Below are 25,906 nucleotides of genomic sequence, written 5' to 3'. Positions count from 1 at the left end.
GGCCCCAGCGTCGACTGCGGACAGAAGCAAGCACTCGGCGAGGGATTAAGCTCAAAAGGGATTGACTCAATGCCCGTTACAGAAGAGCGGTTCAGTTTTTCACGGAATCTGAGAACCGCTCTAGCTTATTGTTTTTACGCAATTCCGAAAGGAAAACCGCTTCGCACTTCTCCTGGAATTGCTCTAGTTCGTAGCAGCAGGCGCGTTCGGATCCGGCAACGGCACCTGCGTATCGGCGAGCGTGCGCAGATAGGCGATCACGTTGGCTCGGTCCTCTTCCTTCGGCAGGCCAGCAAAGCCCATCGCGGTTCCCGCAACGAACTTCTTCGGGGAAGCCAGGAAGTGATAGAGGTGATCGTAGGTCCACTTTTGCGCGCCGCCCTTGGAGAAGTCCTTCATGCCGGCCGAATAGGCGAAGCCTTCATGCTCAGCAACCGGGCGGTCGACGATACCCCAGAGATCCGGGCCAACCTTGTTCGGCCCTCCCTTCTCTCCGGAATGACAGGCCTGACACTTCTTGAAGATCGTCTCGCCGACCTTGGCATCAGCCTTCTGCAGCAGCTGAGCGATCGGCGTATCCGGCTTGGCGGCCGCTCCCTTGTCACCGCCGGCAGCCGGTTCCTCGGCAGCAGCAATGGCAAAACCGGGCTTTTCCGGTGTCTCTGAATGGAAAATAAATCCTGACGCGAGCGACACGGACTTCAACACGAACAGCGTGGCCAAAAGTGCCCCGACTCCCATGTTCACGTAGGATGAATTCATCTGCTATGCTCCCCTCGCCGCCAGCATCCTCGGCCGGCCCATCTTGAATTCGCGCGAAACCTATGTCTTTTGGCTGTTTCTTGCAACTCTGTAAACGGCCTCCACCGTGAGACGTTTTGACACTTTTCCTGCAGGAATAGAAGGCCCAACAATGACAGATTCAAATTTAGACAAGACGCTGGTCCTTATTCCCGCCCGAATGGCCTCCACCCGCCTGCCGGGAAAGCCGCTTGCCGACATTTGCGGCCTGCCCATGATCGTACAGGTTGCCAAGCGTGCGCGCGAGGCGGCGATCGGTCGCATCGTCGTCGCCGTCGATCACGAAGATACCTATGCGGCGGTGGCCAAAGCCGGCTTCGATGTCGTCATGACGCGCGGTGATCATCAATCCGGCTCGGACCGCATCTACGAGGCGCTGCAGGCCGTCGATCCGCAAGGTCGCGCCGAAATCGTCGTCAACGTGCAGGGCGACCTGCCGACGATCGATCCCGAGACCATCCGCGCCTCACTGCGCCCGCTCGAAGATCCGGCGGTCGACATCGCCACGTTGACCGTCGAGATCAAGGACGAGGAAGAGAAGACCCTGCCGAGCGTGGTCAAGGTGGTCGGCTCGGCCATTTCGGCCAACCGTCTGCGCGCCCTTTATTTTACCCGCGCCACCGCCCCCTACGGCAACGGGCCGCTCTACCACCATATCGGCCTCTACGCCTATCGTCGCGCGGCACTGGAGAAATTCGTCAAAGCCGGCCCGTCGCCGCTTGAGCTGCGCGAATCGCTGGAGCAGCTGCGGGCGCTGGAAGCGGGCATGCGCATCGATGTGGAGATCGTTGACACGGTCCCGCTCGGTGTCGATACTCCCAAGGACCTTGAAAAGGCCAGACGCATTCTTTCCGCCGCCTCTCTCTGACGGCATTCCCCCAAAGGCAGTCCCATGATCACCAAGACCAACAAGATCTCCTTCCAGGGCGACTACGGCGCCAATTCCGACATGGCGAGCCGTGACATGTTTCCGACCATGGAGCCGCTGCCCTGCCAGACCTTTGAGGACGCCTTTACTGCGATCGACAATGGCGAAGCCGATCTCGGTATGATTCCGATCGAGAACACCATTGCCGGGCGCGTTGCCGACATCCATCACCTGCTGCCGGAATCGCGGCTGCATATCGTCGGCGAGTATTTCATGCCGATCCGCTTCCAGCTGATGGTGCTGCCGGGCGTGAAGAAGGACGAGATCCGCACGGTGCACAGCCACATCCATGCACTCGGCCAGTGCCGCAAGATCGTGCGTGCGAACGGCTGGAAGCCGGTCATCGCCGGCGATACCGCCGGTGCCGCCAAGCTGGTGAAGGAAACCGGCGATCGCAGCATGGCGGCGCTGGCGCCGCGGCTGGCGGCCGACCTCTATGGCCTGGAAATCATCGCCGAGAATGTCGAGGATACCGAAGACAACATGACGCGCTTCGTCGTGCTGTCGCGCGACGAGAACTGGGCAGAGCGCAGCTCGCCGGACGAAAAGATCGTCACCACCTTTGTCTTCAACGTGCGCAACATTCCGGCTGCGCTCTACAAGGCGCTCGGCGGCTTTGCCACCAACGGCATCAACATGACGAAACTGGAAAGCTATCAGCTCGGCGGCCGTTTTGTAGCGACGCAGTTTTATGCCGACATCGAGGGTCATCCCTCCGATGCGCATGTACGCCGTGCGTTGGAAGAACTGCGGTTCTTCTCCGAAAAGGTCCGCATCCTCGGCGTCTACAAGGGCCACCCGATGCGGGGCGATCTCTAAGTTTTAAACCCGTTCTCTCTCTCCAGGCGGCTAGGCGGGGGACAAAGACACCCCCCTTCCACCATCGGGTTCAGCGTGAATTCTAGGTGGGCCCCTCTCCCCGCGAATGGAGAGAGGGTAGGGGTGAGGGGCAAGCCCTGCGCCCATCGCCTTACTTATCCGGCTCACAAACACGGAGGCGATGGCCGTCCGGGTCGAGTACGACGAAAGTTGGGCCGAAATCCATCGTCGTCAGTTCCTGTGCGATCGGCAGGCCGCGGGCCTTCCAATCCTTATAGTGCTTCTCGACGGCACCTTCGCCCTCTACCATGAAACCTAGCTCGCCGCGATTGCCGATGGCGGAGGGTTGCGGTTCGACGCTGCTGCGGCGCCAGAGGCCAAGATTAAAACCATTGTCTAGCGCGAAAGCCACGAAATTCGGCGAGGCGAAGGTAGGCTCGTGGCCGAGCAGGTCACGGTAGAACGGCGTGCTTTCGGCCGGATCCTTGACGTAGAAGATGATGAGGTTTGGACTGATCATTTGGATATTCCTCTCGGTTTTTGGGGGTATGAAGGCATGATGGTTGCTGTCCGGCAGGCAGGCGGTGCCTGCCGGTGATGAATGCGTTGGCGGATAGTCCGATGTTTATGAGGATGCGCGTCAGCGCATCCTATTTTCCTCGCGATACGGGGCATGCCCGTCGAGGAAGCCGAGATCGCGCTTCACCAAATCCGGCGTCTCATCAAGATCGAGGCGATAACGACAGCCGACGAAATATCGACCTGCAATCTGCAGAAGGTGCTTCGGCCACGCAAACGGAGAGAAGCCCCTGTCTTCGCGCGCTACGACGCCGTGTGTTTCCCTCGAGACGATAAGAACTGGGCTTGCCATGATCGGTCCTCCTTCCTGCTTGGATGGTGCCCATCATAGTCATGCCTACTGACAGTTTCTGGCAGTAGTGTTGAGTCGGCCAATCAATTGTGGGCAATGCCCTCTTTGGCCTGCCACTCCTTTGCGAGGACAACACGGCGGCGTGGATAGCGTGCCTCCAGCACCGCGAAATCGACGATGCGGTCGGCGCGGAAATGGCGATAGTCCTGCCGCAACTCGCACCAGGCCATGATGATGCGCGAATTGTCGAAATAGCCGAGTGCAAAAGGCCAGATGCGCCGGGTTGAGATGGTGCCGTTCACGTCGCCATAGGTCAGTTGCACCATACGCTCCGTGCGGATCGCCTTGCGCATGAGCGAGAGGTCGGCCTTGTCCTCGGTGATGCGCCGCGTGCCGACGACTACCGCTGCCTGATCAATCGCCTCGCGCATTTCGGCGGGCAACACGGCGGCGATCTTGGCAAGGGCATCGGCGCCGGCCGCCGCCAGTCGCGAATCGGTGGCGCGGGCCACCCATCGCGACCCCAGCACCAGCGCCTCGATCTCGTCCTGCGAGAACATCATCGGCGGCAGCATGAAGCCGGGCTTCAGCACATAGCCGATACCAGGCTCGCCGTCGATCATGGCGCCCTGCGACTGCAGGCTGGCAATATCGCGGTAGAGCGTGCGTAGGCTGACGCCGGTCTCCTCCGCCAAGACCGCGCCGCTGACCGGGCGGCGGTAGCGCCGCAGCGTCTGCAACAGCGTCAGCAATCGTTCCGAGCGGGCCATGGCAAGACAGAACCTAGCGTTTCCACTCCACCCAGTCGCGCATCAGGCGATGGGCGATGGCGCCCTTGGGCGGAGACGTATTGCCGGAAGCCGAAACGTGATCGAGCATGGCAAGCGTTTCTTCCGGCGTGAACCAGCGGCAATCCTCAAGCTCGGCATCATCCATATGGATTTCGGTCGACTTCGCCTCGGCGTAGCAACCGATCATCAGCGAGTGCGGCATCGGCCAGGGCTGAGAGGCGTGATAGCGCACGCGACCGGTATGAATACCTGACTCCTCATAGGTCTCGCGGCGCACGGCATTCTCGATAGTTTCGCCCGGCTCGACGAAGCCGGCCAGACAGGAATACATGCCCGGCGCGAAATGGTGGCTGCGGCCGAGCAGGCAGCGATTGCGCTCTTCATCGATCGTAAGCATGATGACGACCGGGTCGGTGCGCGGGAAGATCATGTGTTCGCAGGCCGTGCACACCCGCTTGTAACCGCCGATGCGGCTTTCCATGATCGAGCCACAGCGGCCGCAGAAGCGATTGTCGCTATTCCAGCGAACAAGGCTCATGCCCTGCGCCGCCTCGCCCAGGATTTCCCCTTCCAGCAGAAGATCACGCCAGAGAGAGCGCATGTCGGCGGGCTTGTAATGGCTGGCAAGTTCGTCGGCATTGATGCGCACCGGCACGGCAAGGCGGGGCTCACCGGTATTGCGATAGCCGAGCAACACGGCTTCATCCCAGTTCGGATCCAAATCCTGCAACTCATAGCGGGCAAACAGCGGATCGAGCACCTGCCCGTCATGCTTCAAGACCAGCCGATCCTGGGCAAAGGCCAGGATATGGGTGCCTTCCTTGGCCAGCGCATGCTTGATCGATTCCTCGTCGCGATGCTCGGCATCCCGGTTGAGCTGGTTTTCTGCAAAGGCAGTGAGACTGCTGGCTTCCGGATGCGGCGCATCCGAGGAAAAGATGGAATGGCTCATTGTGAAAGCGTTTCCCGCAACTTGGCTATGAGGCTGTTCATGTCTTCGTCCGAATAGGGCTCCGCCTTGCCGTAGCCCCAGACCGGGCCTGGCCAGTTGGCATCACCTTCGAACCGCGCAATGACATGAACATGCAGCTGACGGACGATATTTCCAAGTGCCCCGACGTTGATTTTTGTGGCACCCGTCAGCGTCTTCAGCGCGCTTGCGACCTTATCCGTTTCGAAAGTCAGCAAGACTCGATCGAGCGGGGTTAGATCGAAAACCTCCGACTTGTCGGGGCGGCGCGGGATCAGCACAAGCCAGGGCCAGCGGCGATCCTTCATCAGCCGCACGTCGCAAAGGCCCGTAATGGTGACCGCAACGCTGTCATTCGCCAGACGATCGTCGAGCGCAAACTCCTTCAAAGGGGCATCCTCCATTGTTTTATCAAATGTTTAGCAGTTTTTTTTGACCTTGGCTTGCTTTTGATGGCGATATTGCCGATATGTGCATCCGGGAGGTTGGTGGTGGACGAGCCACTCGCCAACCGGGTCAGGTCCGGAAGGAAGCAGCCCTAACGAGCCCGGCACGGGTCATCGTGCCAGCCTCCCACCCTTTCTGAAAGCAAGACCCGGCTTTCACCGGGCAATAAGCAAGGCGATGAGCGACAGCGAGCGACAAGCAAAAGATGCCGCCTCGACCGGCACCGGTTACAGGGTGCTGGCCCGCAAATACAGACCCAAGGACTTCACGGACCTGATGGTCGGCCAGGAGCCGATGGTTCGAACGCTGACCAACGCATTCGAGACCGGGCGAATTGCGCAGGCCTATATGCTGACCGGCGTGCGCGGCGTCGGCAAGACGACGACGGCCCGCATCCTTGCGCGCGGCCTCAACTACAAGACATCAGTGATCGATCGCCCCACCATCGATCTGCGCGAACCCGGCGAACATTGCCAGGCGATCATGGAAGGCCGGCATGTCGACGTCATCGAGATGGACGCCGCCTCGCACACCGGTATCGACGATATCCGGGAGATCATCGAGCAGGTGCGCTACCGGCCGGTCTCGGCCCGCTACAAGGTCTATATCATCGACGAAGTGCATATGCTGTCGACGGCTGCCTTCAACGGGTTGCTGAAGACGCTGGAAGAGCCGCCGGAGCATGTGAAGTTCATTTTCGCCACGACGGAAATCCGCAAGGTGCCGATCACGGTGCTGTCGCGCTGCCAGCGCTTCGACCTGCGCCGGATCAGCGCTTCCGATCTCGTCGGGCTGTTCACCACCATCGCCGGCAAGGAAGGCATCGAAGCCGAGCCGGAAGCGCTCGCCATGATCGCCCGTGCCGCCGAGGGCTCGGCGCGCGACGGCCTGTCGCTGCTCGACCAGGCGATCGCCCATGGCAGCGGCTTCGTTGCTGCGGAAGCAGTACGTGCGATGCTCGGTCTTGCCGACCGCGCCCGCATCGTCGATCTCTTCGGCCACATCGTCAAAGGCGATGTTTCGGCAGCGCTTGCCGAATTCAACAGCCAGTATGAAGCCGGCGCCAATCCTGTTGTCGTGCTGACCGATCTTGCCGATTTCACCCACCTCGTGACCCGCCTCAAATATGTGCCCGATGCCGCCGACGATCCGTCGCTGAGCGAAGTCGAGCGCACGAAAGCAATGGAATTCGCCCAGGGCGTGGCGGTGACGGCGCTGTCGCGCATCTGGCAGATGCTGCTCAAGGGCATTGCCGAGACGGAAAATGCCTCGCGCACCGCAGGCGCTGCCGAAATGGTGCTGATCCGGCTGGCACATGCCGCCCACCTGCCGGCGCCGGAAGATGCGGCACGCAGGCTGGCGGAGTTTTCCGATGGCAATGGCGGCTCCCGCCCATCACCCTCTGCGCCCATGGGCAACGGCGGCGGAGCAGCGGTTTCCTATCAGGGCAACGCCATTGCACGAGCCGTCGAAACGCCGGCGCCGCGACCCGCACCTTCAGCACCGGTCGCCATGTTACGCGCCGTGCCGAACACACAGCCGTATTCGCAACCCGTCGGCCGCATCGAGCAGAAGCCCGCCGAAGCGCCGAAGCCGCTCGTGCCGATCAATTCAATGGCCGATATTGCCGAACTCGCCAGCCAGAAGCGCGATCCGAAGCTGAAGGCGCTCGTCCGCGCCTTCGTACGCCCAGTCAAGCTGGAGCCGGGCCGGCTCGATGTCAGCCTGACCTCAGGAGCTCCCGGCACGCTGCTGAACGAACTTGCCGTCAAGCTGAAGGAATGGACCGGCATTCACTGGATCGTCAGCCTCAGCCGCGAAGAAGGCGAACCGACGCTGGTGGAGGCCGAGGCCAACGCACAGAAACAGCGGGTCGCCGATGCCCGGCAGGACCCCGATGTTGCGGCGATCCTCGCTCAATTTCCTGGCGCAAAGATCATCGACGTGCGGGTGCGGGCACCCGAGACGGACGACGAAGAGGAAGCCGCCGTTTCGCCGGCGGCCGCGGAATCCGTCGATGGCGATATCCTGCCGGGCGACGATATAGAATTCTAAGGCTAAGATAGACGGCAGCGGAACCGCATCGGCTTGACGCCGGCGGCGACCATGGCGGCATATCTCGGCCGAATAGGAACAGACACTTGCAGAAGAAGGACTAATGACGATGCGCGACATCATGGGCATGATGGGCAAAGTGAAAGAAATGCAGGCGAAGATGGAGAAGATGCAGTCGGAGATCGCCGACATTCGCGTCGAAGGCAAGGCCGGCGGCGGCCTCGTCACCGTCACCGTCAACGGCAAGGGCCTGATGCTGGGCCTCAAGATCGATCCGTCGCTCTTCAAGGAAGACGATGTCGAAATCCTCGAAGACCTGATCGTGGCCGCCAACAAGGATGCCCAGGAAAAGGCCGAGGCGATCGCCGCCGAAAAGACCCGCGAACTGACCGCCGGTCTGCCGATCCCGCCCGGCTTCAAGCTGCCGTTCTGAGGCTAACGTCCCATTCGATCAGCGGGCGGCCGCCTTGCGAATGAGATCGCGGCCGATCGCCTTTACAGGTTCGTTTCGCAGCACCAGCGACGTCGTTACCGCGCCGTGACGAGCAATGGAATCGACAATCGTTTCAAGGTCGGCGGGTGTCGGCACGAGAACCTTGAGCAGAAAGCAATCCTCGCCCGTGAGCCTGAGAACCTCGATGATCTCGGGCATTTCGGAAAACTGCTTCAGGTAGGGCCTGATGTGCTCATGCGTGGTGCGCAGCCGGATGACCGCCATCATGCCGAGCCCGACCGCGGCGGGATCGATGACCGCGCGATATCCGGCAATCACGCCGCGCTCTTCCAGCCGCTTCAACCGTTCCGACGCCGCCGGCTGCGAAAGACCGACGCGGCGGCCGAGCTCCGAAACCGAAATTCGTCCATCCTGCTGCAGGATCTCGATGATCGATAGATCCGTCGGATCCAGCCCTTTTTCGATACTATCCATCTCTTTGCCTTCAATTCATCGGTAGGTGAACGTTTTATCCGATGGATTGCAATGTCAACCAATCAGTCGGCATGCCAGTTTCGCTCCATAAGGAAATATGGAGAAAGGATAAGGATGAGCGACATCATCGTGCTTCCGGGGCTTGGCGGTTCGGGCGAAGGTCACTGGCAAACATTGTGGGAGCGTCAGGACCCAGGCATGCGACGGTTCCAGCCGTCGAGCTGGGACAAGCCGGAACTGACGGATTGGATCGCCGCGCTCGAGCGGGAAATTGCCCGCTCGCAAACGACGCCGATCCTGATTGCCCATAGCCTCGCCTGCCAGCTCATCGCCCATTGGGCGCCCATAAGGAAAACGGCGATCCTAGGCGCTTTCCTGGTGGCCCCTCCCGACCCCACAGGTGAGGTCTATCTTGCCGAAGCCGGCAGCTTCGCCCAGCCACCGCGGCGGCAGCTGCCCTTTCCATCATTGCTCGTCGCCAGCACCGACGACCCTTTCGGCTCGTTCGACCATGCGCGCGATAGCGCCGAAATCTGGGGGAGCGCCTTTGTCGATGTCGGGCCGCGCGGTCATATCAATGCGGCATCGAGACTGGAGGACTGGCTGGAAGGCAAGGCAATCTTCGAGCGCTTTCGAGCGCAACTCGGCTGAGCGCAAAAGCTGGCATTTGGAAAAGCCGAGCCGGAATGCTATCTCTCAACCTCTTCTTCCAGATATCGTCTGGCCTGCCTGATCGGAGGAAATGCGATGAGCCTGTCGACGCTGCTTGTTTTTGCCGGTGCTTTGTTCATTGCGGCGGGATCGCCCGGGCCGAATATTGCCGCGCTGGTGGCGCGCGTGCTGACCAAGGGCGCGCGCAACGTGCTGCCTTTCCTGACCGCCATGTGGCTTGGCGAGGCGATCTGGCTGACCTTTGCCGTTGCCGGCCTTGCGACCATCGCCGAAACCTTCCACCTCGCCTTCGTCATGATCAAATGGCTGGGCGTCGCTTACCTGCTCTATCTCGCCTGGAAGATGTGGTTTGCAGCCTCCGATACGACGAAGGAAGAACTGCCGGACGCGCAATCGCCTGCCCGGCTGTTCCTCGCCGGCTTCACGGTGACCATGGGCAATCCGAAGATCATGGTGTTCTATGTGGCGCTGCTGCCCTCGATCATCGATCTGCATGCCGTCACATTGTCCGGCTGGGCCGAACTGGTGGCAACGATGTTTGCGGTTCTTGTCGTCATCGACCTCTCCTGGGCGATGCTTGCAGCCAAGGCGAGAGCCTTCCTCAAGAGCCGCCGCGCCGTGCGCATTGCCAATCGCGCCAGCGCCGGCACCATGGCAGGCGCGGCGGTCGCAATCGCTCTGCGTTAGACGCGGGAATTTCGGCTCCATCCCAGAACACGACGCCGGCCTCACAAAGATAGCATGCGATTGGAAACGGCCAGAATTTTCATCGCTCGACCGTCCCTTCCGTGATTCCGTTCTCTCAGCATTTGGGCTAAAAGCCTCCCATGGCAAAGCGAGTCACCGGCCCCGAAATCGAAAAACTCATCCAGCTTCTGGCGAAGGTGCCGGGGCTCGGGCCACGCTCGGCGCGGCGGGCGGCGCTGCATCTGATCAAGAAGAAGGATCAGCTTCTCGGGCCGCTATCGCACGCCATGGGCGAAGCCTATGACAAGGTGAAGATCTGCTCGCGCTGCGGCAATGTCGATACAGTCGACCCCTGCACCGTCTGTACCGATGATCGCCGCGATCAATCCGTCATCATCGTCGTCGAGGATGTCTCCGATCTCTGGGCTCTGGAGCGCGCTGCCGCGATGAACGCTGCCTACCATGTTCTCGGCGGCGTATTGTCGCCGCTCGACGGCGTCGGGCCCGACGACCTCAACATTCGCGGCCTGATAGCCCGCGTCGGCGAAGGCGGCGTCCGCGAGATCATCATCGCCGTCAACGCGACGGTCGAAGGGCAAACCACAGCACACTATATAACCGATCAGCTCGCGGGCCTTGAGGTCAAGATTACCCGCCTTGCCCATGGGGTACCTGTTGGCGGCGAGCTCGATTATCTCGACGAAGGCACGCTGACGGCGGCGCTCAGGGCGAGAACGACGATTTGAGACGGAGAGGACTGAGTATGAGGAGAGTGCATACCCCCCTCTGTCACTACGTGACATCTCCCCCACAAGGGGGGAGATTGGCCGCCTGGAGCGCCGACCTGCCTCAAATCAATATCGCACCTGCAGACACTGAGGTGGATTGCTTGGAAAAAAGGGGCAGCAAACTCCCAACAATCTCCCCCCTAGTGGGGGAGATGTCGCGACAGCGACAGAGGGGGGTATCGACGGCTCCGCGCGCGCGAAACCTACTTTCCCTGCTGTGCATCCTTCTCCTCGCCCTCCTCCCCCTGCCCGTGCTTGCAGCCTCGAAAGCCGATGTCGAAGCGCAGTTTCAGGCCTGGATACAGAAGGATCTCTGGCCGGAAGCGCGAAAGGCTGGGATTTCCGAAAAGACCTTCAAGGCTGCCTTCGCCGGCGTGACGCTGAACTGGGATCTGCCGGATCTCGTGCCGCCGGGTTTTCCGAAGCCCAAGGAACAAAAGCAGACCCAGGCCGAATTCTCCTCTCCCGCCCCCTATTTCAACGAGGGACGGCTGCAAAAGCTGGCTGCAACCGGGCGGGGCCTAGCCTCGCAATATGGGCCGGTGCTACAGCGGATCGAGAAGACCTATGGCGTTCCAGGACCGATCCTGCTGGCCATTTGGGGTCGCGAGACTGGCTTCGGCATCGCCAAGCTGCCGAATTCGGCGATCCAGGTGCTGGCGACCAAAGCCTTCATGTCTACCCGCAAGGACATGTTCCGCACCGAGATCATCGCAGCGCTGCGCATTCTCGAACATGGCGACGTCACGCCGGATCAGTTCCGGGGTTCCTGGGCCGGCGCCCTTGGCCAGCCGCAGTTCATGCCGACCAACTATCTGAAATATGCCGTTGATTTCGATGGCGACGGCCACCGCAATATCTGGACGTCCGTGCCGGATACGCTGGCATCCATAGCCAACTATATGGTTCAGAAGGGCTGGCAGCGCGGCCGAAGCTGGGGCTATGAAGTCACCATTCCGCAGAATGTCTCCTGCGCCCAGGAGGGGCCAGATCTTGCCAAGCCGATCTCGCAATGGGCGTCGCTTGGGATCATGCGGGTTGCCGGCAAGGCATTTCCGTCCGACGAGATGCCGGCCAGCGGCATGATGCTGGTGCCGGCCGGCCGCGACGGGCCGGAATTTATCGTCACGCCGAATTTCTATGTCATCAAGGAATACAACAATTCCGACCTTTACGGCCTCTATATCGGTAACCTGGCCGACCGCATCGCTTATGGCGGCGGCGCCTTCCAGGGCCAATGGGGCGATGTCGGCAAGATGCTGCGCTCCGACGTCGCCGGCATGCAGGTGACCCTGGAGCACAAGGGATACGATGTCGGCGGCACAGACGGATTGCCGGGCTATAAGACCCGACGGTCGATCGGCCAATGGCAAGAAAAGAGCGGCCGCAAGCCCACCTGCTATCCCGACAGCTCGATGCTCGGCGTGCTGAAATAGGCGGAATTTAGCGGCAGATGCTGCCAGTGGCGGCTTTCGGGCGCTTCCCGGAAGTAGTGTGCTTCTTCGCTCCCGTCCCACGCCGACCGGGCTGAAAGAACTGGCCTGACCCAGACGCAAGGTCGCTCTGTCCGCATTCGGCAAGCGAATAGCCCCAAGTACAAACAGCCAGATATTCCCCAAGCGCGAACGTCATTTCAGTGGTACCTTAACGACGGGATGTCCCAACGTGAAAATGCAAACGCGGGAGGATGAGATGACGACGCTGTTTGTGAGGCACGATGTTTCGGACTACGCGGCCTGGCGTAAAGTATACGATGAGTTTCGGCCCGTACAGAAGGCAAACGGGGTTGCGGCAGAGGCGGTCTATCAGGCCACCGACAATCCCAACGACGTTACCGTCACCCATGAGTTTGCCACGATTGAAGCAGCTCAAGCCTTCGGCAAGCTGGAAGAGCTAAAAGCGGCGATGCGCAAGGGAGGCGTGTTGGGCACACCGACGGTGTGGTTCACCAACAAGGCCTAAAAACCGGTTAAGATGACTTTCGCGGCACGCGGCGCGGCTGACGTAGGCACCGTTGCGTTGCTTTGGTCGCATCAGAAGATGCCGCTTGGTCACTTCGCCTGCTTACGGAAGTTCGATTTCGCCGTCCACGACGTGGTTGAGGCCGGTGCCTTCCGCCGTCAGCGTCATGCGGACCTTCAGCTTTTTGCCTCCGGTCCGCCCTTCGCGCACCGTCTCCTCTATCTTTCGCTGCGAGGTCACGCCGACTTCCTTCAGGAACTTGCGGATTGACATGTTGAAGGCGTCTTCGCTCATGGTGGAATCCTCCGCATCCGGACGGGATTGTAAGGGAAGGCAAGCGGTGAGGGAAGTTGTTTGGGACGCACAGTGCCACAATTCGACCCGAGCCAGGAGATCGACTGGTTCCGCAGGCATGCTAAGGAATGCGCGGTTCGTCCTCGGCGTCATGTAGAACTTCCATGGTGAGCCACCAGCACCTCGCGCGCTGGCTTCGGAAGATGTGGCGGCATTTGCCGCAGAATTCCGCAAATAACCGCCAAAGCCGGGTTTCAGTGCGAAGACCTTGCAATTTGACGGGAACGGGCTTATATCGGCTTCAAATTCTTGATCGTGTGATGAAGAGTGGGCCGCAAGGACCCGCTCTTTTTTATTAGCGCGATCTGCCAATGCATGAACAATGCAGGAGTGAATGCTTGTCGGACGTGACAAACGCAGACAATACCAATGAACCGCGGCTGATCGTCGAAACCGGCCTTGATCAGCGTGTTGCCGCCATCATCGAGCCCGTGCTCGTGGGCATGGGCTTCCGCCTCGTGCGTGTGCGCCTCTTGAACCTGAACGGCCTGACGCTACAGGTCATGACCGAACGCAACGACGGCACCATGACCGTCGAGGACTGCGAAGAGGTCTCCACGGCCATTTCGCCGGTTCTGGATGTGGAAGATCCGATCGACAAGGCGTATCATCTGGAAGTATCGTCGCCGGGCATCGATCGCCCGATGGTGCGCAAGTCGGACTTCCAGCGCTGGATCGGCCATCTCGTCAAATGCGAAACATCGATCCTCGTTGACAACCGCAAGCGTTTCCGCGGCAAGATCGTCGCTGTCGATGCCGATGGTTTCACGATTGAGCGCGACGAGGCTACCCGCGGCGAGGAGCAGAACGTAACCATTCCGTTCAGCACCTTGGCCGAAGCCAAGCTGATCCTAACGGACGATCTCATCCGCGATGCGTTGCGCGCCGACAAGCTGGCGAAAGCCGAGGCAGCGAACCAGAACGAAGCGGAAGACGAAGAAGAATAACCGATCAACGAACCGCCTAACGGAACGGGAACCCAAGGGCAGGAAGACGGAGACTAAAGACAATGGCAGTCAGTGCGAACCGGCTAGAACTCCTGCAGATCGCAGATGCAGTGGCGCGCGAAAAGGTCATCGACCGCGAGATCGTGCTTGCCGCAATGGCGGACGCGATCCAGAAGGCCGCGCGCTCGCGTTACGGCACGGAGTCGAACATCCGCGCCGACATCAATCCGAAGACCGGCGAAATCCGTCTGCAGCGCCTGCTCGAAGTCGTCGAGAAGGCCGAAGACTACTCCACGCAGATCCCGCTGGAACTGGCACGCGACCGCAACCCGGACGCCGCTCTTGGCGATTTCATCGCCGACCCGCTGCCGCCGATGGATTTCGGCCGTATTGCCGCCCAGTCGGCCAAGCAGGTCATCGTGCAGAAGGTGCGCGAAGCCGAGCGTGACCGTCAGTTCGACGAATTCAAGGATCGCGTCGGCGAAATCGTCAACGGCACGGTCAAGCGCGTCGAATACGGCAACGTCATCGTCGACCTCGGCCGCGGCGAAGGCATCATCCGCCGCGACGAGATGATCCCGCGCGAGAACTTCCGCTATGGCGACCGCGTTCGCGCCTATGTTTACGACGTCCGCCGCGAACAGCGCGGCCCGCAGATCTTCCTGTCGCGCACGCATCCGCAGTTCATGGTCAAGCTCTTCACCATGGAAGTGCCCGAAATCTACGACGGCATCATCCAGGTGAAGTCGGTTGCCCGCGATCCGGGCTCTCGCGCCAAGATCGCCGTCATTTCGAACGACTCGTCGATCGATCCGGTCGGTGCCTGCGTCGGTATGCGCGGTTCGCGCGTCCAGGCCGTCGTCGGCGAACTGCAGGGCGAAAAGATCGACATCATTCCCTGGTCGAACGAGCCGGCGAACTTCGTCGTCAACGCGCTGCAGCCGGCCGAAGTCGCCAAGGTCGTTCTCGACGAAGATGCAGAGCGTATCGAAGTCGTGGTTCCGGATGAGCAGCTGTCGCTCGCCATCGGCCGCCGCGGTCAGAACGTCCGCCTCGCTTCGCAGCTGACCGGCTGGGATATCGACATCATGACGGAAGCCGAGGAATCGGAACGCCGTCAGAAGGAATTCAACGAGCGCACCAACCTGTTCATGGACGCGCTCGACGTCGACGAAATGGTCGGCCAGGTTCTGGCCTCCGAAGGCTTTGCCGCCGTCGAAGAGCTGGCTTACGTCGATCTCGATGAAATCGCTTCCATCGACGGCTTCGACGAAGATACCGCCCAGGAAATCCAGACCCGCGCCCGCGAATATCTCGAGAAGCTCGAAGCCGAGATGGACGAGAAGCGCAAGGCGCTCGGTGTTTCGGACGAGCTGCGCCAGATCAACGGCATGACCGCCCAGATGATGGTCGCGCTTGGCGAAGACGGCATCAAGACGATCGAGGACTTCGCCGGCTGCGCCGCTGACGACCTCGTCGGCTGGAGCGAACGCAAGAACGGCGAGACGAAGAAGTTCGAAGGCCTGTTCTCCAAGCTCGAAATCTCGCGCGTCGAAGCAGAACAGATGGTCGTGCAGGCTCGCCTGCTCGCCGGCTGGATCACCGAGGCCGATCTCGCCGCTGAGACCGAAGAGGTCGCGGAGGACGAAACCGAGCAACAAGCATGACGATCACCGAGGGGCCTGGCGCACCGCCCGAGGACGATGATCTCGGCGATGACGGCGCAAATGGCCGCATGTGCATCGTGACACGCGAAAGCGGATCGCCTGACGATTTGATCCGCTTCGTCGCCGCTCCAGACGGGACCGTTGTTCCCGATCTGAAGCGGCAACTGCCGGGACGCGGCTGCTGGGTCAAGCTCGACCGGGCGCTGGTGGACAAGGCAGTGGCAAAGAAACTGTTTTCTCGCGCCCTGAAGGCCGAGGTGACGGCACCGGCCGATCTTGGTGCCATCGTCGACCGTCTTCTCGTGGCGCAACTGGCCGGGATGATGCACATGGCGCGCAAAGCGGGCCGGTTCGTCAGCGGTTCGTCAAAGGTTGATGGCGCCGTTCGCAACGGCTCGGCACTTGCCGTGTTCCATGCGATCGTCGCTGCCGACGACGGCGTCCGCAAGATCGACCAGGCACGAAAGGCCTGGCATCTCGGTATGGAAACCGAAAAGGAAATACCTTCCTTCCGTGTCTTTACGGAAGCGGAGATGGAAGAACTGATGGGCCAGAACGCTTTTATCCATGCCGCAGCGCTTGCAGGGCAGGCGGGTGAGGGTGTAGTGAAGCGCGCAAACCTGCTCGAACGGTACCGCAACGGCGGTCAGTCCCGGGCAACGGGCGGCGCTGGCCGGCGAAAACAATGACGCGGTCACCGGCCTATGCCGGACGCCTCATTAAGGTACATGCATTGAACGACAGGGCCTGACGGACTACTCCGAGCCCTGTCCGAAGGAACGGGAACGGAATGACCGACAATCAAGACGACAAGACGCTGAATGTTTCAGGTAAGAAGACTCTCACCCTGAAACCATCAGGCGTAAACCAGGGCACCGTGCGCCAGGACATGGGCCGCGGTCGCACCAAGGCGGTCGTGGTTGAAACCCGCAAGCGCCGCCCGCTGCGCCCTGAAGACGAAAAGCCGATCGCAGCTTCGACGACGGCGGCTGCCGCAACGCCATCGGTGACGCGCGTCGCTGAACCGACGCCACAGCCGCCGCGTCCGCCGCAGCCAGCTCCGCGCATTCATCAGCCTGGCGGCCAGCAGCAGCGATCGGGACAGCCCAACCAGGGCTACCAGCAGCGTCCGCAGCAGGAACGCACGTCGCGGCCGGTGGTTCTGAACCATTTGTCCGCCGATGAAATGGACGCGCGCCGTCGCGCACTCGCCGATGCCCAGGCCCGCGACGCCGCGGATGCCGTTCGTCGCGCCGAGGAAGAAGCACGTCGCAAGCAGGAAGAAGAAGTACGTCGCATCGCCGAGCAGGCAGAAGCCGCACGCCGCGCCGCCGAAGAGGCTGCCCGCGCTGCCGAAGCCAAGGTCGCGACTCCCGCGCCGGTGGAAGCTCCGAAGCCAGCAGTTCAGGCGGCAGCGGCTCCTGTCGTTGCGCGTCGTCCGGATGCGGCTCCGCAGCCCGCGCGTCCCGGCGCTCCTGCCGGCGAGGCGCCGGCCAACCGCCGTCGGGTCAACGAAGAAGAGACCGATCGTGGTCCGCCGCGCGGTGCTCCGGCACGTGGCAAGGTCACACGCCCCGAGCCGGCTAAGCCTGTCACCACGCGCCCAAAAACCGACGACGAGCGCCGTCGCGGCAAGTTGACGGTAACGACGGCGAATGTCGACGAGGACGGCTCCGCCCGCGGACGCTCACTTTCGGCCATGCGTCGCCGCCAGGAAAAATTCCGCCGCAGCCAGATGCAGGAAACGCGCGAAAAGATTTCGCGAGAAGTCGTTCTGCCTGAAACCATCACCATTCAGGAACTGTCGCAGCGCATGTCCGAACGCGCCGTCGACGTCATCAAGTTCCTGATGAAGGAAGGTCAGATGATGAAGCCGGGCGACGTGATCGACGCCGATCTGGCCGAACTCATCGCCGGCGAATTCGGCCATACGGTCAAGCGCGTTTCGGAATCCGACGTCGAACAGGGCATCTTCAACGTTGCCGACGAGGAAGGCGAACTGGTTTCCCGTCCGCCCGTCGTCACCATCATGGGTCACGTCGACCACGGCAAGACCTCGCTGCTCGACGCCATCCGCCATGCCAACGTGGTGGCCGGCGAAGCCGGTGGCATCACGCAGCATATCGGCGCCTATCAGGTCGAGCAGAACGGCCAGAAGATCACCTTCATCGACACCCCGGGCCACGCCGCCTTCACGGCGATGCGTGCCCGCGGCGCCCAGGCGACCGACATCGCGATCCTGGTCGTTGCAGCCGACGACAGCGTGATGCCGCAGACGATCGAATCGATCAACCACGCCAAGGCGGCGGGTGTTCCGATCATCGTGGCCATCAACAAGATCGACAAGCACGAAGCCAACCCGCAGAAGGTCCGCACGGAACTGCTGCAGCACGAAGTCTTCGTCGAATCCATGGGCGGTGAAGTGCTCGACGTGGAAGTCTCCGCGAAGAACCGCACTAACCTCGACAAGCTGCTCGAAGCCATCCTGCTGCAGGCGGAAATCCTTGACCTCAAGGCCAATCCGAACCGCACTGCGGAAGGCACCGTCATCGAAGCCCAGCTCGACCGCGGTCGTGGCGCCGTCGCCACCGTCCTCGTTCAGAAGGGCACGTTGCGTCCCGGTCAGATCGTCGTTGCCGGCGATCAGTGGGGCCGTGTGCGTGCTCTGATCAACGACAAGGGTGAGCATGTGAAGGAAGCGACGCCGGCCACGCCGGTTGAGGTTCTCGGTCTTTCGGGCACGCCGGCGGCAGGCGACAAGTTCGCCGTCGTCGAAAACGAGAGCCGAGCTCGCGAGATTTCCGAATATCGTCAGCGTCTGGCCCGCGACAAGGCCGCTGCCCGCCAGTCCGGCCAGCGCGGTTCGCTTGAACAGATGATGACCCAGCTGCAGACCGTCGGCGTGAAGGAATTCCCGCTGGTGGTCAAGGGCGACGTGCAGGGCTCGATCGAAGCCATTGCCGGCGCGCTCGACAAGCTCGGCACCGACGAAGTCCGTGCCCGCATCGTCCATTCGGGCGCAGGCGGCATCACCGAGTCGGACATTTCGCTTGCCGAAGCCTCGAACGCGGCCATCATCGGCTTCAACGTTCGTGCCAATGCCCAGGCCCGCCAGTTCGCAGAGCGCGAAGGCATCGAAATCCGCTACTACAACATCATCTACGACCTGGTGGATGACGTGAAGGCAGCGATGTCGGGCCTCCTATCTCCGGAGCGTCGCGAAACCTTCCTCGGCAACGCCGAAATCCTCGAGGTGTTCAACATCACGAAGGTCGGCAAAGTCGCGGGTTGCCGCGTCACCGAAGGCAAGGTCGAGCGTGGCGTCGGTGTCCGCCTGGTTCGCGACAACGTCGTCATCCACGAAGGCAAGCTCAAGACGCTCAAGCGCTTCAAGGACGAAGTGTCGGAAGTCAATGTCGGCCAGGAATGCGGCATGGCCTTCGAAAACTACGAAGACATTCGTGCCGGCGACACGATCGAATGCTTCCGCGTCGAGCATATTACACGCACGCTGTAAGCAATTCTTCGATTTGCGAGATATCAAAACCGCCGGCCAAGACCGGCGGTTTTTTCTTAGGTCCAACCGAACGAGGATGAGCCGCGGGCATGACGACGGGGTCTGAAGACGATAAATCCATAACCCTCTCCTTCGTTCGTCAGCCGGATGAACATGTCGCCATCATGCGGCAGGCAGGACGACGCTTTGCGCTTCGCCGCCCCTCGAACGCCCAGAACGCCACGGCATGGTTCGTGTTGTCGGCAATCGGCGTCGGCGCAGGCCTGCCGGTCCTCTTCCATTTGCTGCGAGGCTACGTCTTCATTCCCGTTTTCGGGTTGTCGTCCTCGATCCACGAGGCCGACATGGCGATCATCTGGCTCGTGCCGACCCTGATCGTCTATGTACTCATCCTCGTCTATTCCCGCTGGGCGACGCGGAGACGACTGGCGACAATGCAATCGCGCATCCGCCCGGATGTCACCATCACCGTGACGGCCAACGCGGACGGTGCCTCCTGGATCTCAACCAACACAACGATATGGCTCGGCTGGCGCGAGATCGCCGATATCTCCAGGCGCAACGGGCGGATCGAATTCGATCTCGAATCCTTCGTCACCTATATTCCGGCATCCGCCTTCTCCAATCAGGGGGAGCAGGATGCCGCATTCGCAAGGATTCTCGGCTTCTGGCGGGCCGCACACCCTGTCCAGCCTTGACCTTTTCGCCGGATCGAGTCATGTGACCCCCTTTATCGCGTCCACTGGACGCTGCTAACGGAAAAACCATGACCAAACCAACTTCTTCCGCGCCTTCGCAGCGCATGCTTCGCGTCGGCGAGCAGGTGCGCTCCGCGATCACGCAGGTTCTGCAGCGCGGCGAAGTGCGCGACGACCTGATCGAGCGCACGGTGATCTCCATTTCCGAGGTGCGCATGTCGCCGGATCTGAAGATCGCAACCGCCTTCGTGACCCCGCTCGGCGTCGCCGACCACGGCGCCGTCATCGAGGCGCTGAACCGCCATGCGAAATACATACGCGGCCGTCTCGGCCCGCAACTCCGGCAGATGAAATATATGCCGGAAGTCCGCTTCCGCGACGATACGAGCTTCGACAACTACCAGAAGATCGACGCATTGCTGCGCTCGCCCGAGGTCAGCCGCGACCTCGAAGACGACAACGACCAAGATCAATAACAGAGACAGAGAATGTCCAAGCCACGCAAGCCCAAGGGCCGCCCGATCTCGGGCTGGCTCATCCTCGACAAGCCGGTCGATTTCGGCTCGACCGAAGCCGTTTCCAAGATCAAGTGGCTGTTCAAGGCACAGAAGGCCGGCCACGCCGGTACGCTCGATCCGCTCGCCTCCGGCATGCTGCCGATCGCGCTCGGCGACGCCACCAAGACGGTTCCCTACGTCATGGACGGCCGTAAGATCTACGAATTCACCGTGACCTGGGGTGAAGAACGCGCTTCCGACGACCTCGAAGGCGCTGTGACCGCCACCTCCGACAAGCGTCCGGGCGAAGAGGACATCCGCACGCTGTTGCCGAAGTATACCGGCGTCATTCAGCAGGTTCCGCCGCAGTTCTCCGCCATCAAGATCGCCGGCGAGCGCGCCTATGACCTTGCCCGCGAAGGCGAGACGGTCGACATCCCTTCGCGTGAAGTCGAGATCTTCCGCCTGACCCTACTGGCCTGCCCGGATGCCAACACGGCGCATTTCGAGGTGGAATGCGGCAAGGGCACCTACGTGCGGGCGCTTGCTCGCGATTTCGGCCGCGAGCTCGGTTGCTACGGCTATATTTCCGGGCTGCGCCGCAGCTTCGTCGCACCCTTTGCCGAAGAGACGATGATTCCGCTTGCCGATCTGGTGGCGCTGGAAGAGATCGAGGATGCCGACGAGCGGCTCGCCGCCCTTGACGCGCTGCTGATCGACACGGCCGAAGCCCTGTCGTCGCTGCCGCACCTCGTCATCAACGACGATCAGGCGCACCGTCTGAAGATGGGCAACCCCATCCTCGTGCGCGGCCGCGATGCGCCGATCGCCGAAACCGAGGCCTATGCCACCGCGCGCGGCAAACTGATCGCCATCGGCGAGATCGGCCAGGGCGAATTCCGCCCCAAGCGCGTCTTCGTCTAGGCGCTACGGCCCCTGCAAAAGGGGGGAGGAATCGCAGCTCTTCCCTTTGCACTGCAAATGGTCTATAGGCAGCGCCAGCATCAGGCATGCCTGATTGCATTCGCGGCCAATGCTGGACGACATCCCGGCGTTTGGCGACTTTAATTTCCTCTCGTAGAAAGGACTATCCGATGTCGATCACTGCTGAGCGCAAGGCTGCGCTGATCAAGGAATACGCTACCGTTGAAGGCGACACCGGTTCTCCGGAAGTCCAGGTTGCGATCCTGACCGAGCGCATCAACAACCTCACGGACCACTTCAAGGACCACAAGAAGGACAACCACTCCCGTCGTGGCCTTCTGACGATGGTTTCCAGCCGGCGCTCGCTTCTTGACTATCTCAAGAAGAAGGACGAAGGCCGTTATACCAAGCTGATCACCAGCCTCGGTATCCGTCGCTAATAGAATTTCCGGCGGGCGTTCACCTGAACGTCCGCCGGATGCTTATGAAGGGTATGAACCCTTGAGACCAGCTTCCCTCGCGCCCTGTGTCTGCGCGATGCGAAGTTGCCGGCAGCCCGGATGGGCCGGCGCTGCCAACAACAACCGTTGACCTGTCATGGGGCAGGATTGCCGGATGCTTTCAGCCGAAGCTCCACGCTTCGGCCGATTTTCGAAAGCCTCTCGTTGTCTTGCCCGTGATGCGTCACATTTCGTGGGGTTGAAGATGCGCTTTGCCGAAATCGTCGGCGACGGCGCCTTTTCCCGCACAATGTAAGGACAAGATATGTTCGATATCCATACCGTCGAAATCGAGTGGGCAGGTCGCCCGCTGAAGCTCGAAACCGGCAAGATCGCCCGTCAGGCTGACGGCGCCGTCGTCGCCACCTACGGCGAGACCGTGGTTCTTGCCACCGTCGTTTCCGCCAAGTCGCCGAAGCCGGGCCAGGATTTCTTCCCGCTCACCGTCAACTACCAGGAAAAGACCTATGCAGCCGGCAAGATCCCCGGCGGCTACTTCAAGCGCGAGGGACGTCCAAGCGAAAACGAAACCCTCGTTTCCCGCCTGATCGACCGCCCGATCCGCCCGCTTTTCCCGGAAGGCTACAAGAACGACACGCAGGTCGTCGTCACCGTCATCCAGCATGACCTGGAAAACAATCCCGACATCCTGTCGATGGTTGCCACGTCCGCAGCGCTCACGCTGTCAGGCGTTCCGTTCATGGGCCCGGTCGGCGGCGCTCGCGTCGGCTACATCAACGGCGAATACGTGCTCAACCCGCATCTCGACGAGATGGACGAATCGAGCCTCGACCTCGTCGTTGCCGGCACGCAGGACGCCGTTCTGATGGTCGAGTCGGAAGCCAAGGAACTGCCCGAGGACGTCATGCTCGGCGCCGTCATGTTCGGTCACCGCGGCTTCCAGCCGGTTATCGACGCGATCATCAAGCTCGCTGAAGTCGCTGCCAAGGAACCGCGCGATTTCACGCCGGAAGATTATTCCGAACTCGAAGCCGAGATGCTTGGCATCGCCGAAGCCGAACTGCGCACCGCCTACAAGAACACCCAGAAGGCTGAACGTTATGCTGCCGTCGACGCCGTCAAGGCCAAGGTCAAGGCACACTTCTTCCCGGAAGGCGTCGAGCCGAAGTATTCCGCCGAAGTCATCGGTGCCGTCTTCAAGCACCTGCAGGCCAAGATCGTTCGCTGGAACATCCTCGACACCTCAAGCCGTATCGACGGCCGCGACCTGTCGACCGTTCGCCCGATCGTCTCGGAAGTCGGCCTTCTGCCGCGCACGCACGGTTCGGCGCTGTTTACCCGCGGTGAAACGCAGGCAATCGTCGTCGCCACGCTCGGCACCGGCGAAGACGAGCAGTATGTCGACAGCCTGACGGGCATGTACAAGGAGCGCTTCCTGCTCCATTACAACTTCCCCCCCTACTCGGTTGGCGAAACCGGCCGCATGGGCTCCCCGGGTCGTCGCGAAATCGGTCACGGCAAGCTCGCATGGCGCGCTATCCGCCCGATGCTGCCGACGGCTGAACAGTTCCCCTACACGCTGCGCGTCGTCTCCGAGATCACCGAGTCGAACGGCTCGTCCTCGATGGCAACGGTTTGCGGCACCTCGCTCGCTCTGATGGACGCCGGCGTTCCGCTGGCCAAGCCAGTTGCCGGTATCGCCATGGGTCTAATCCTGGAAGGCGATCGCTTCGCCGTTCTCTCCGACATCCTCGGTGACGAAGACCACCTCGGCGACATGGACTTCAAGGTCGCCGGCACTGCCGACGGCATCACCTCGCTGCAGATGGACATCAAGATCGCCGGCATCACCGAAGAGATCATGAAGGTCGCTCTCGGCCAGGCACAGGGCGGTCGCACGCACATCCTCGGCGAAATGTCCAAGGCAATCACCGAAAGCCGTGGCCAGCTCGGCGAATTCGCACCGCGCATCGAAGTCATGAACATCCCGGTCGACAAGATCCGCGAAGTCATCGGCTCCGGCGGCAAGGTCATTCGCGAAATCGTCGAAAAGACCGGCGCCAAGATCAACATCGAAGACGACGGCACCGTCAAGATCGCCTCGTCCTCCGGCAAGGAAATCGAAGCGGCCCGCAAGTGGATCCACTCGATCGTTGCAGAGCCGGAAGTCGGCCAGATCTACGAAGGTACGGTTGTCAAGACCGCCGACTTCGGCGCCTTCGTCAACTTCTTCGGCGCCCGTGACGGCCTCGTCCACATCTCGCAGCTTGCTTCCGAGCGCGTTGCGAAGACGCAGGACGTCGTCAAGGAAGGCGACAAGGTCTGGGTCAAGCTGCTCGGCTTCGACGAACGCGGCAAGGTTCGCCTGTCCATGAAGGTCGTCGATCAGGCCACCGGCCAGGAAATCGCCGCCGACAAGAAGAAGGATGACGCGGCCGAATAAGCTGCGCCTTCATTCAGGTTCCGGGGCGCGGGATTCGTTTCCGCGCCCCTTTTATATTGATGCCGTCGGCTGCTTTCGCTGAAACTGCGTGCCTGGCCCCTCACCCTAGCCCTCTCCCCGCCATGCGGGGAGAGGGGATGCGATTGCGCTCGATTTTCGCTTTCCTCCAAACTGAGGCATGCTGACTTGCTCAGTCGTCCCCTCTCCCCGTTTCAACGGGGAGAGGGTTAGGGTGAGGGGCAAGCACAAGATACGACGATGGCGCGCATATCCGACAATCGAAACTCATTCCCACGACGAGACCACGCCCATGAGCCGCGACGCCTTGAAGACCCTGTTTCATCCCTTTGCCTCTGGCACCATTAACGCGCCCGGCGAGGGTGAGCGGATCCTGTTTCTCGGCGCCGAGGCCGGCTTCGCGCTGCCGGGCGACTTTGCCGCCGAACTCTCGGCCGTTCAGGGCTTCCGCCCCTTCTATCGCCAACTGCAGGCGCAACGGATCAACGTGACGCCGGAGATCGAGGGCGAGGGCTATGACGGTGCGCTGGTGCTTTGCGGCAAGCATAAAGGCGAAAATGAAAGTCATATCGCCGAAGCGCTGTCGCGCGTGAAGGAAGGTGGCCTCATCGTCATCGCCGGCGGCAAGGAAGACGGCATCCAGCCGCTGCGCAAGCGCCTCGAAGGTTTCGGCCTTGAGGTCGAGCACATGCCGAAGTATCACGGCGTTGCCCTGTGGCTCACGCGCCCTGCCAACGTCGACGCATTGACCGCGCAGCTCGCAAAGCCGGCAACGCACGTCGAGGGCCGCTTCACCACGGCGCCCGGCATGTTCTCTTACGACCGGATCGACGCCGGCTCGGAGCTGCTCGCCTCGCGTTTGCCGACCGACTTTGCCGGCGATGCGGCCGACTTCGGCGCCGGCTGGGGCTATCTCTCCGTCGAGCTCGCGACCAAATCGCCGAGGATCGAGCGTATCGACCTCTACGAGGCCCATTACGGCGCTTTGGAAGCTGCCCGCGCCAATCTGCTGGCAAACTGCCCGAAGGTCGCCCAGCGCTTCTTCTGGCACGATCTGGCGAGCGAGCCGGTCAAGGACAAGTACGACCTGATCGTCATGAACCCGCCTTTCCATGAGGGCCACGCCGCCGAGCCTTCGCTTGGCCAGGTGATGATCAAGACGGCCGCTTCGGCCCTGCGTGGCGGCGGTCGCCTGATGCTGGTCGCCAATCGCGGCCTGCCCTACGAGCCGGTATTGGCTGAAAACTTCAAAGAGCATGGCGAGACCTGCCGCAATGCTCGCTTCAAGGTGCTCTGGGCGAAGAAATAAGCGAAAAAGGCGGCCAATCCAGCCTGTGTGGAAACGTTTGGAGGCTCCGGTTTGACCGGGGCCTCTTTTGGTTTCTGGGTCTATGCGGGTTTTGATGTTATGTTTATGGTGCGTTTGATGTTGTCGGCGAGCACCGAGAGGGCCATTTCGGTTCTGGTGCCCTTGAGGTTTCTGGTCAGGAAACGTCCGCCTGCCATCATCCGTTTGATGGTGCCGAACGGATGTTCTGCGGTGCATCGACGCTTTCGCATCATGTCGGGCGTTGCCCGTTGATGCATGCGGGCGAGTGCATCTTCATCGAGATGCCTTTGGACGTATCTTCGGGTGGCCGTGGTACATTTTTGCTTGAGCA

Annotated in this window: 28 protein-coding genes and 1 other RNA gene; 20 read left to right on the top strand and 9 right to left on the bottom strand. The window is 61.4% G+C overall.

From position 1 onward, the window contains the following. Window positions 1-183: 183 nt before the first annotated feature. Window positions 184-762 (bottom strand): c-type cytochrome, encoded by a 579-nt coding sequence (locus GA0061102_RS30750; protein ID WP_092856201.1) that lies wholly within the window; start codon window positions 760-762, stop codon window positions 184-186. A 151-nt stretch (window positions 763-913) separates the two neighbouring features. Between GA0061102_RS30750 and GA0061102_RS30745 the strand changes: the two genes are divergently transcribed. Together GA0061102_RS30745 and GA0061102_RS30740 are read left to right on the top strand one after the other, a co-directional pair. After that, window positions 914-1,669 (top strand): 3-deoxy-manno-octulosonate cytidylyltransferase, encoded by a 756-nt coding sequence (locus GA0061102_RS30745; RefSeq protein WP_092856200.1) that lies wholly within the window; start codon window positions 914-916, stop codon window positions 1,667-1,669. A 24-nt stretch (window positions 1,670-1,693) separates the two neighbouring features. Beyond that, window positions 1,694-2,548, top strand: a complete 855-nt coding sequence (locus tag GA0061102_RS30740; protein ID WP_092856198.1) for a prephenate dehydratase — start codon at window positions 1,694-1,696, stop codon at window positions 2,546-2,548. A gap of 151 nt (window positions 2,549-2,699) precedes the next feature. Here the strand turns inward: GA0061102_RS30740 and GA0061102_RS30735 are convergent, their stop codons facing one another. The 5 genes from GA0061102_RS30735 to GA0061102_RS30715 form a co-directional block, all read right to left on the bottom strand. Next, window positions 2,700-3,068 carry a VOC family protein gene (locus GA0061102_RS30735; protein WP_092856196.1) on the bottom strand — a complete coding sequence of 123 codons (369 nt, stop codon included), beginning with the start codon at window positions 3,066-3,068 and terminating at the stop codon, window positions 2,700-2,702. A gap of 120 nt (window positions 3,069-3,188) precedes the next feature. Further along, a complete protein-coding gene (locus tag GA0061102_RS30730) occupies window positions 3,189-3,419 on the bottom strand; it encodes a hypothetical protein (protein ID WP_092856194.1) in 231 nt (76 codons plus the stop codon). Window positions 3,420-3,502: 83 nt separating this feature from the next. Beyond that, window positions 3,503-4,189 (bottom strand): helix-turn-helix transcriptional regulator, encoded by a 687-nt coding sequence (locus tag GA0061102_RS30725; protein ID WP_004127790.1) that lies wholly within the window; start codon window positions 4,187-4,189, stop codon window positions 3,503-3,505. A 13-nt stretch (window positions 4,190-4,202) separates the two neighbouring features. After that, complete coding sequence (gene nudC, locus GA0061102_RS30720; protein ID WP_037155259.1) at window positions 4,203-5,162, bottom strand: NAD(+) diphosphatase; 960 nt, start codon at window positions 5,160-5,162, stop codon at window positions 4,203-4,205. Next, window positions 5,159-5,569, bottom strand: coding sequence for an HIT family protein (locus GA0061102_RS30715; protein WP_092856205.1), 411 nt, complete (start codon window positions 5,567-5,569; stop codon window positions 5,159-5,161). The genes nudC and GA0061102_RS30715 overlap by 4 nt, the downstream gene beginning before the upstream one ends. Before the next feature lie 91 nt (window positions 5,570-5,660). Here GA0061102_RS30715 and ffs point away from each other — a divergent pair. The 3 genes from ffs (at window position 5,661) to GA0061102_RS30700 (ending at window position 8,115) form a co-directional block, all read left to right on the top strand. Then, window positions 5,661-5,757: signal recognition particle sRNA small type (gene ffs / locus GA0061102_RS30710), an RNA gene on the top strand. A 47-nt stretch (window positions 5,758-5,804) separates the two neighbouring features. Further along, complete coding sequence (locus GA0061102_RS30705; protein WP_092856192.1) at window positions 5,805-7,682, top strand: DNA polymerase III subunit gamma/tau; 1,878 nt, start codon at window positions 5,805-5,807, stop codon at window positions 7,680-7,682. A gap of 109 nt (window positions 7,683-7,791) precedes the next feature. Next, the gene (locus tag GA0061102_RS30700; protein WP_047635820.1) at window positions 7,792-8,115 is read left to right on the top strand and encodes a YbaB/EbfC family nucleoid-associated protein; all 324 of its coding nucleotides are present in this window, start codon (window positions 7,792-7,794) and stop codon (window positions 8,113-8,115) included. A gap of 18 nt (window positions 8,116-8,133) precedes the next feature. Here the strand turns inward: GA0061102_RS30700 and GA0061102_RS30695 are convergent, their stop codons facing one another. Beyond that, window positions 8,134-8,610 carry an Lrp/AsnC family transcriptional regulator gene (locus GA0061102_RS30695; RefSeq protein ID WP_092856190.1) on the bottom strand — a complete coding sequence of 159 codons (477 nt, stop codon included), beginning with the start codon at window positions 8,608-8,610 and terminating at the stop codon, window positions 8,134-8,136. Window positions 8,611-8,724: 114 nt separating this feature from the next. Between GA0061102_RS30695 and GA0061102_RS30690 the strand changes: the two genes are divergently transcribed. The 5 genes from GA0061102_RS30690 to GA0061102_RS30670 all read left to right on the top strand — a co-directional run bounded on the left by GA0061102_RS30690 (window position 8,725) and on the right by GA0061102_RS30670 (window position 12,719). Beyond that, window positions 8,725-9,261, top strand: a complete 537-nt coding sequence (locus GA0061102_RS30690; protein ID WP_092856188.1) for an RBBP9/YdeN family alpha/beta hydrolase — start codon at window positions 8,725-8,727, stop codon at window positions 9,259-9,261. 96 nt (window positions 9,262-9,357) lie between these two features. Then, window positions 9,358-9,969: a LysE family translocator gene (locus tag GA0061102_RS30685; protein ID WP_092856186.1), complete on the top strand. Its 612-nt coding sequence runs from the start codon at window positions 9,358-9,360 to the stop codon at window positions 9,967-9,969. A 140-nt stretch (window positions 9,970-10,109) separates the two neighbouring features. Continuing rightward, a complete protein-coding gene (recR, locus tag GA0061102_RS30680) occupies window positions 10,110-10,715 on the top strand; it encodes a recombination mediator RecR (RefSeq protein ID WP_092856184.1) in 606 nt (201 codons plus the stop codon). Window positions 10,716-10,732: 17 nt separating this feature from the next. Beyond that, window positions 10,733-12,193: a lytic murein transglycosylase gene (locus GA0061102_RS30675; RefSeq protein WP_425348581.1), complete on the top strand. Its 1,461-nt coding sequence runs from the start codon at window positions 10,733-10,735 to the stop codon at window positions 12,191-12,193. 256 nt (window positions 12,194-12,449) lie between these two features. Beyond that, a complete protein-coding gene (locus GA0061102_RS30670) occupies window positions 12,450-12,719 on the top strand; it encodes an antibiotic biosynthesis monooxygenase (RefSeq protein WP_092856203.1) in 270 nt (89 codons plus the stop codon). A gap of 102 nt (window positions 12,720-12,821) precedes the next feature. Here GA0061102_RS30670 and GA0061102_RS30665 read toward each other — a convergent pair whose 3' ends face one another. Continuing rightward, window positions 12,822-13,013 carry a DUF6494 family protein gene (locus GA0061102_RS30665; RefSeq protein WP_037155250.1) on the bottom strand — a complete coding sequence of 64 codons (192 nt, stop codon included), beginning with the start codon at window positions 13,011-13,013 and terminating at the stop codon, window positions 12,822-12,824. Window positions 13,014-13,411: 398 nt separating this feature from the next. Here GA0061102_RS30665 and rimP point away from each other — a divergent pair, with 398 nt between their 5' ends. From rimP to GA0061102_RS30615, 10 genes are all read left to right on the top strand, one after another. After that, complete coding sequence (gene rimP, locus GA0061102_RS30660) at window positions 13,412-14,020, top strand: ribosome maturation factor RimP (protein WP_092856180.1); 609 nt, start codon at window positions 13,412-13,414, stop codon at window positions 14,018-14,020. A 62-nt stretch (window positions 14,021-14,082) separates the two neighbouring features. Further along, complete coding sequence (gene nusA / locus GA0061102_RS30655) at window positions 14,083-15,687, top strand: transcription termination factor NusA (protein ID WP_092856178.1); 1,605 nt, start codon at window positions 14,083-14,085, stop codon at window positions 15,685-15,687. Then, window positions 15,684-16,376, top strand: coding sequence for an RNA-binding protein (locus GA0061102_RS30650; RefSeq protein ID WP_092856176.1), 693 nt, complete (start codon window positions 15,684-15,686; stop codon window positions 16,374-16,376). The genes nusA and GA0061102_RS30650 overlap by 4 nt, the downstream gene beginning before the upstream one ends. Window positions 16,377-16,477: 101 nt before the next feature. Continuing rightward, window positions 16,478-19,204 carry a translation initiation factor IF-2 gene (gene infB, locus GA0061102_RS30645; protein WP_092856174.1) on the top strand — a complete coding sequence of 909 codons (2,727 nt, stop codon included), beginning with the start codon at window positions 16,478-16,480 and terminating at the stop codon, window positions 19,202-19,204. A gap of 89 nt (window positions 19,205-19,293) precedes the next feature. Then, window positions 19,294-19,902: a hypothetical protein gene (locus GA0061102_RS30640; protein WP_092856172.1), complete on the top strand. Its 609-nt coding sequence runs from the start codon at window positions 19,294-19,296 to the stop codon at window positions 19,900-19,902. 68 nt (window positions 19,903-19,970) lie between these two features. After that, window positions 19,971-20,378, top strand: a complete 408-nt coding sequence (gene rbfA, locus GA0061102_RS30635; protein WP_092856170.1) for a 30S ribosome-binding factor RbfA — start codon at window positions 19,971-19,973, stop codon at window positions 20,376-20,378. 12 nt (window positions 20,379-20,390) lie between these two features. Further along, window positions 20,391-21,323, top strand: coding sequence for a tRNA pseudouridine(55) synthase TruB (truB, locus tag GA0061102_RS30630; RefSeq protein WP_092856168.1), 933 nt, complete (start codon window positions 20,391-20,393; stop codon window positions 21,321-21,323). 170 nt (window positions 21,324-21,493) lie between these two features. After that, complete coding sequence (gene rpsO, locus GA0061102_RS30625; RefSeq protein ID WP_047635766.1) at window positions 21,494-21,763, top strand: 30S ribosomal protein S15; 270 nt, start codon at window positions 21,494-21,496, stop codon at window positions 21,761-21,763. Between the two features lie 325 nt (window positions 21,764-22,088). Next, window positions 22,089-24,227 (top strand): polyribonucleotide nucleotidyltransferase, encoded by a 2,139-nt coding sequence (gene pnp, locus GA0061102_RS30620; RefSeq protein ID WP_092856166.1) that lies wholly within the window; start codon window positions 22,089-22,091, stop codon window positions 24,225-24,227. A 310-nt stretch (window positions 24,228-24,537) separates the two neighbouring features. Next, the gene (locus GA0061102_RS30615) at window positions 24,538-25,554 is read left to right on the top strand and encodes a class I SAM-dependent methyltransferase (protein WP_092856164.1); all 1,017 of its coding nucleotides are present in this window, start codon (window positions 24,538-24,540) and stop codon (window positions 25,552-25,554) included. An 80-nt stretch (window positions 25,555-25,634) separates the two neighbouring features. Here the strand turns inward: GA0061102_RS30615 and GA0061102_RS30610 are convergent. After that, window positions 25,635-25,906, bottom strand: a 272-nt coding sequence (locus tag GA0061102_RS30610) for a transposase (protein ID WP_208858725.1), incomplete at its 5' end; no start/stop codon positions are given.

It is taken from the genome of Martinezella miluonensis, from assembly GCF_900094545.1.
Classification (GTDB): domain Bacteria; phylum Pseudomonadota; class Alphaproteobacteria; order Rhizobiales; family Rhizobiaceae; genus Rhizobium; species Rhizobium miluonense.
The sequence above is the reverse complement of the archived record's forward strand: the minus strand, read 5'-3'. Positions and strand labels throughout refer to the sequence as shown.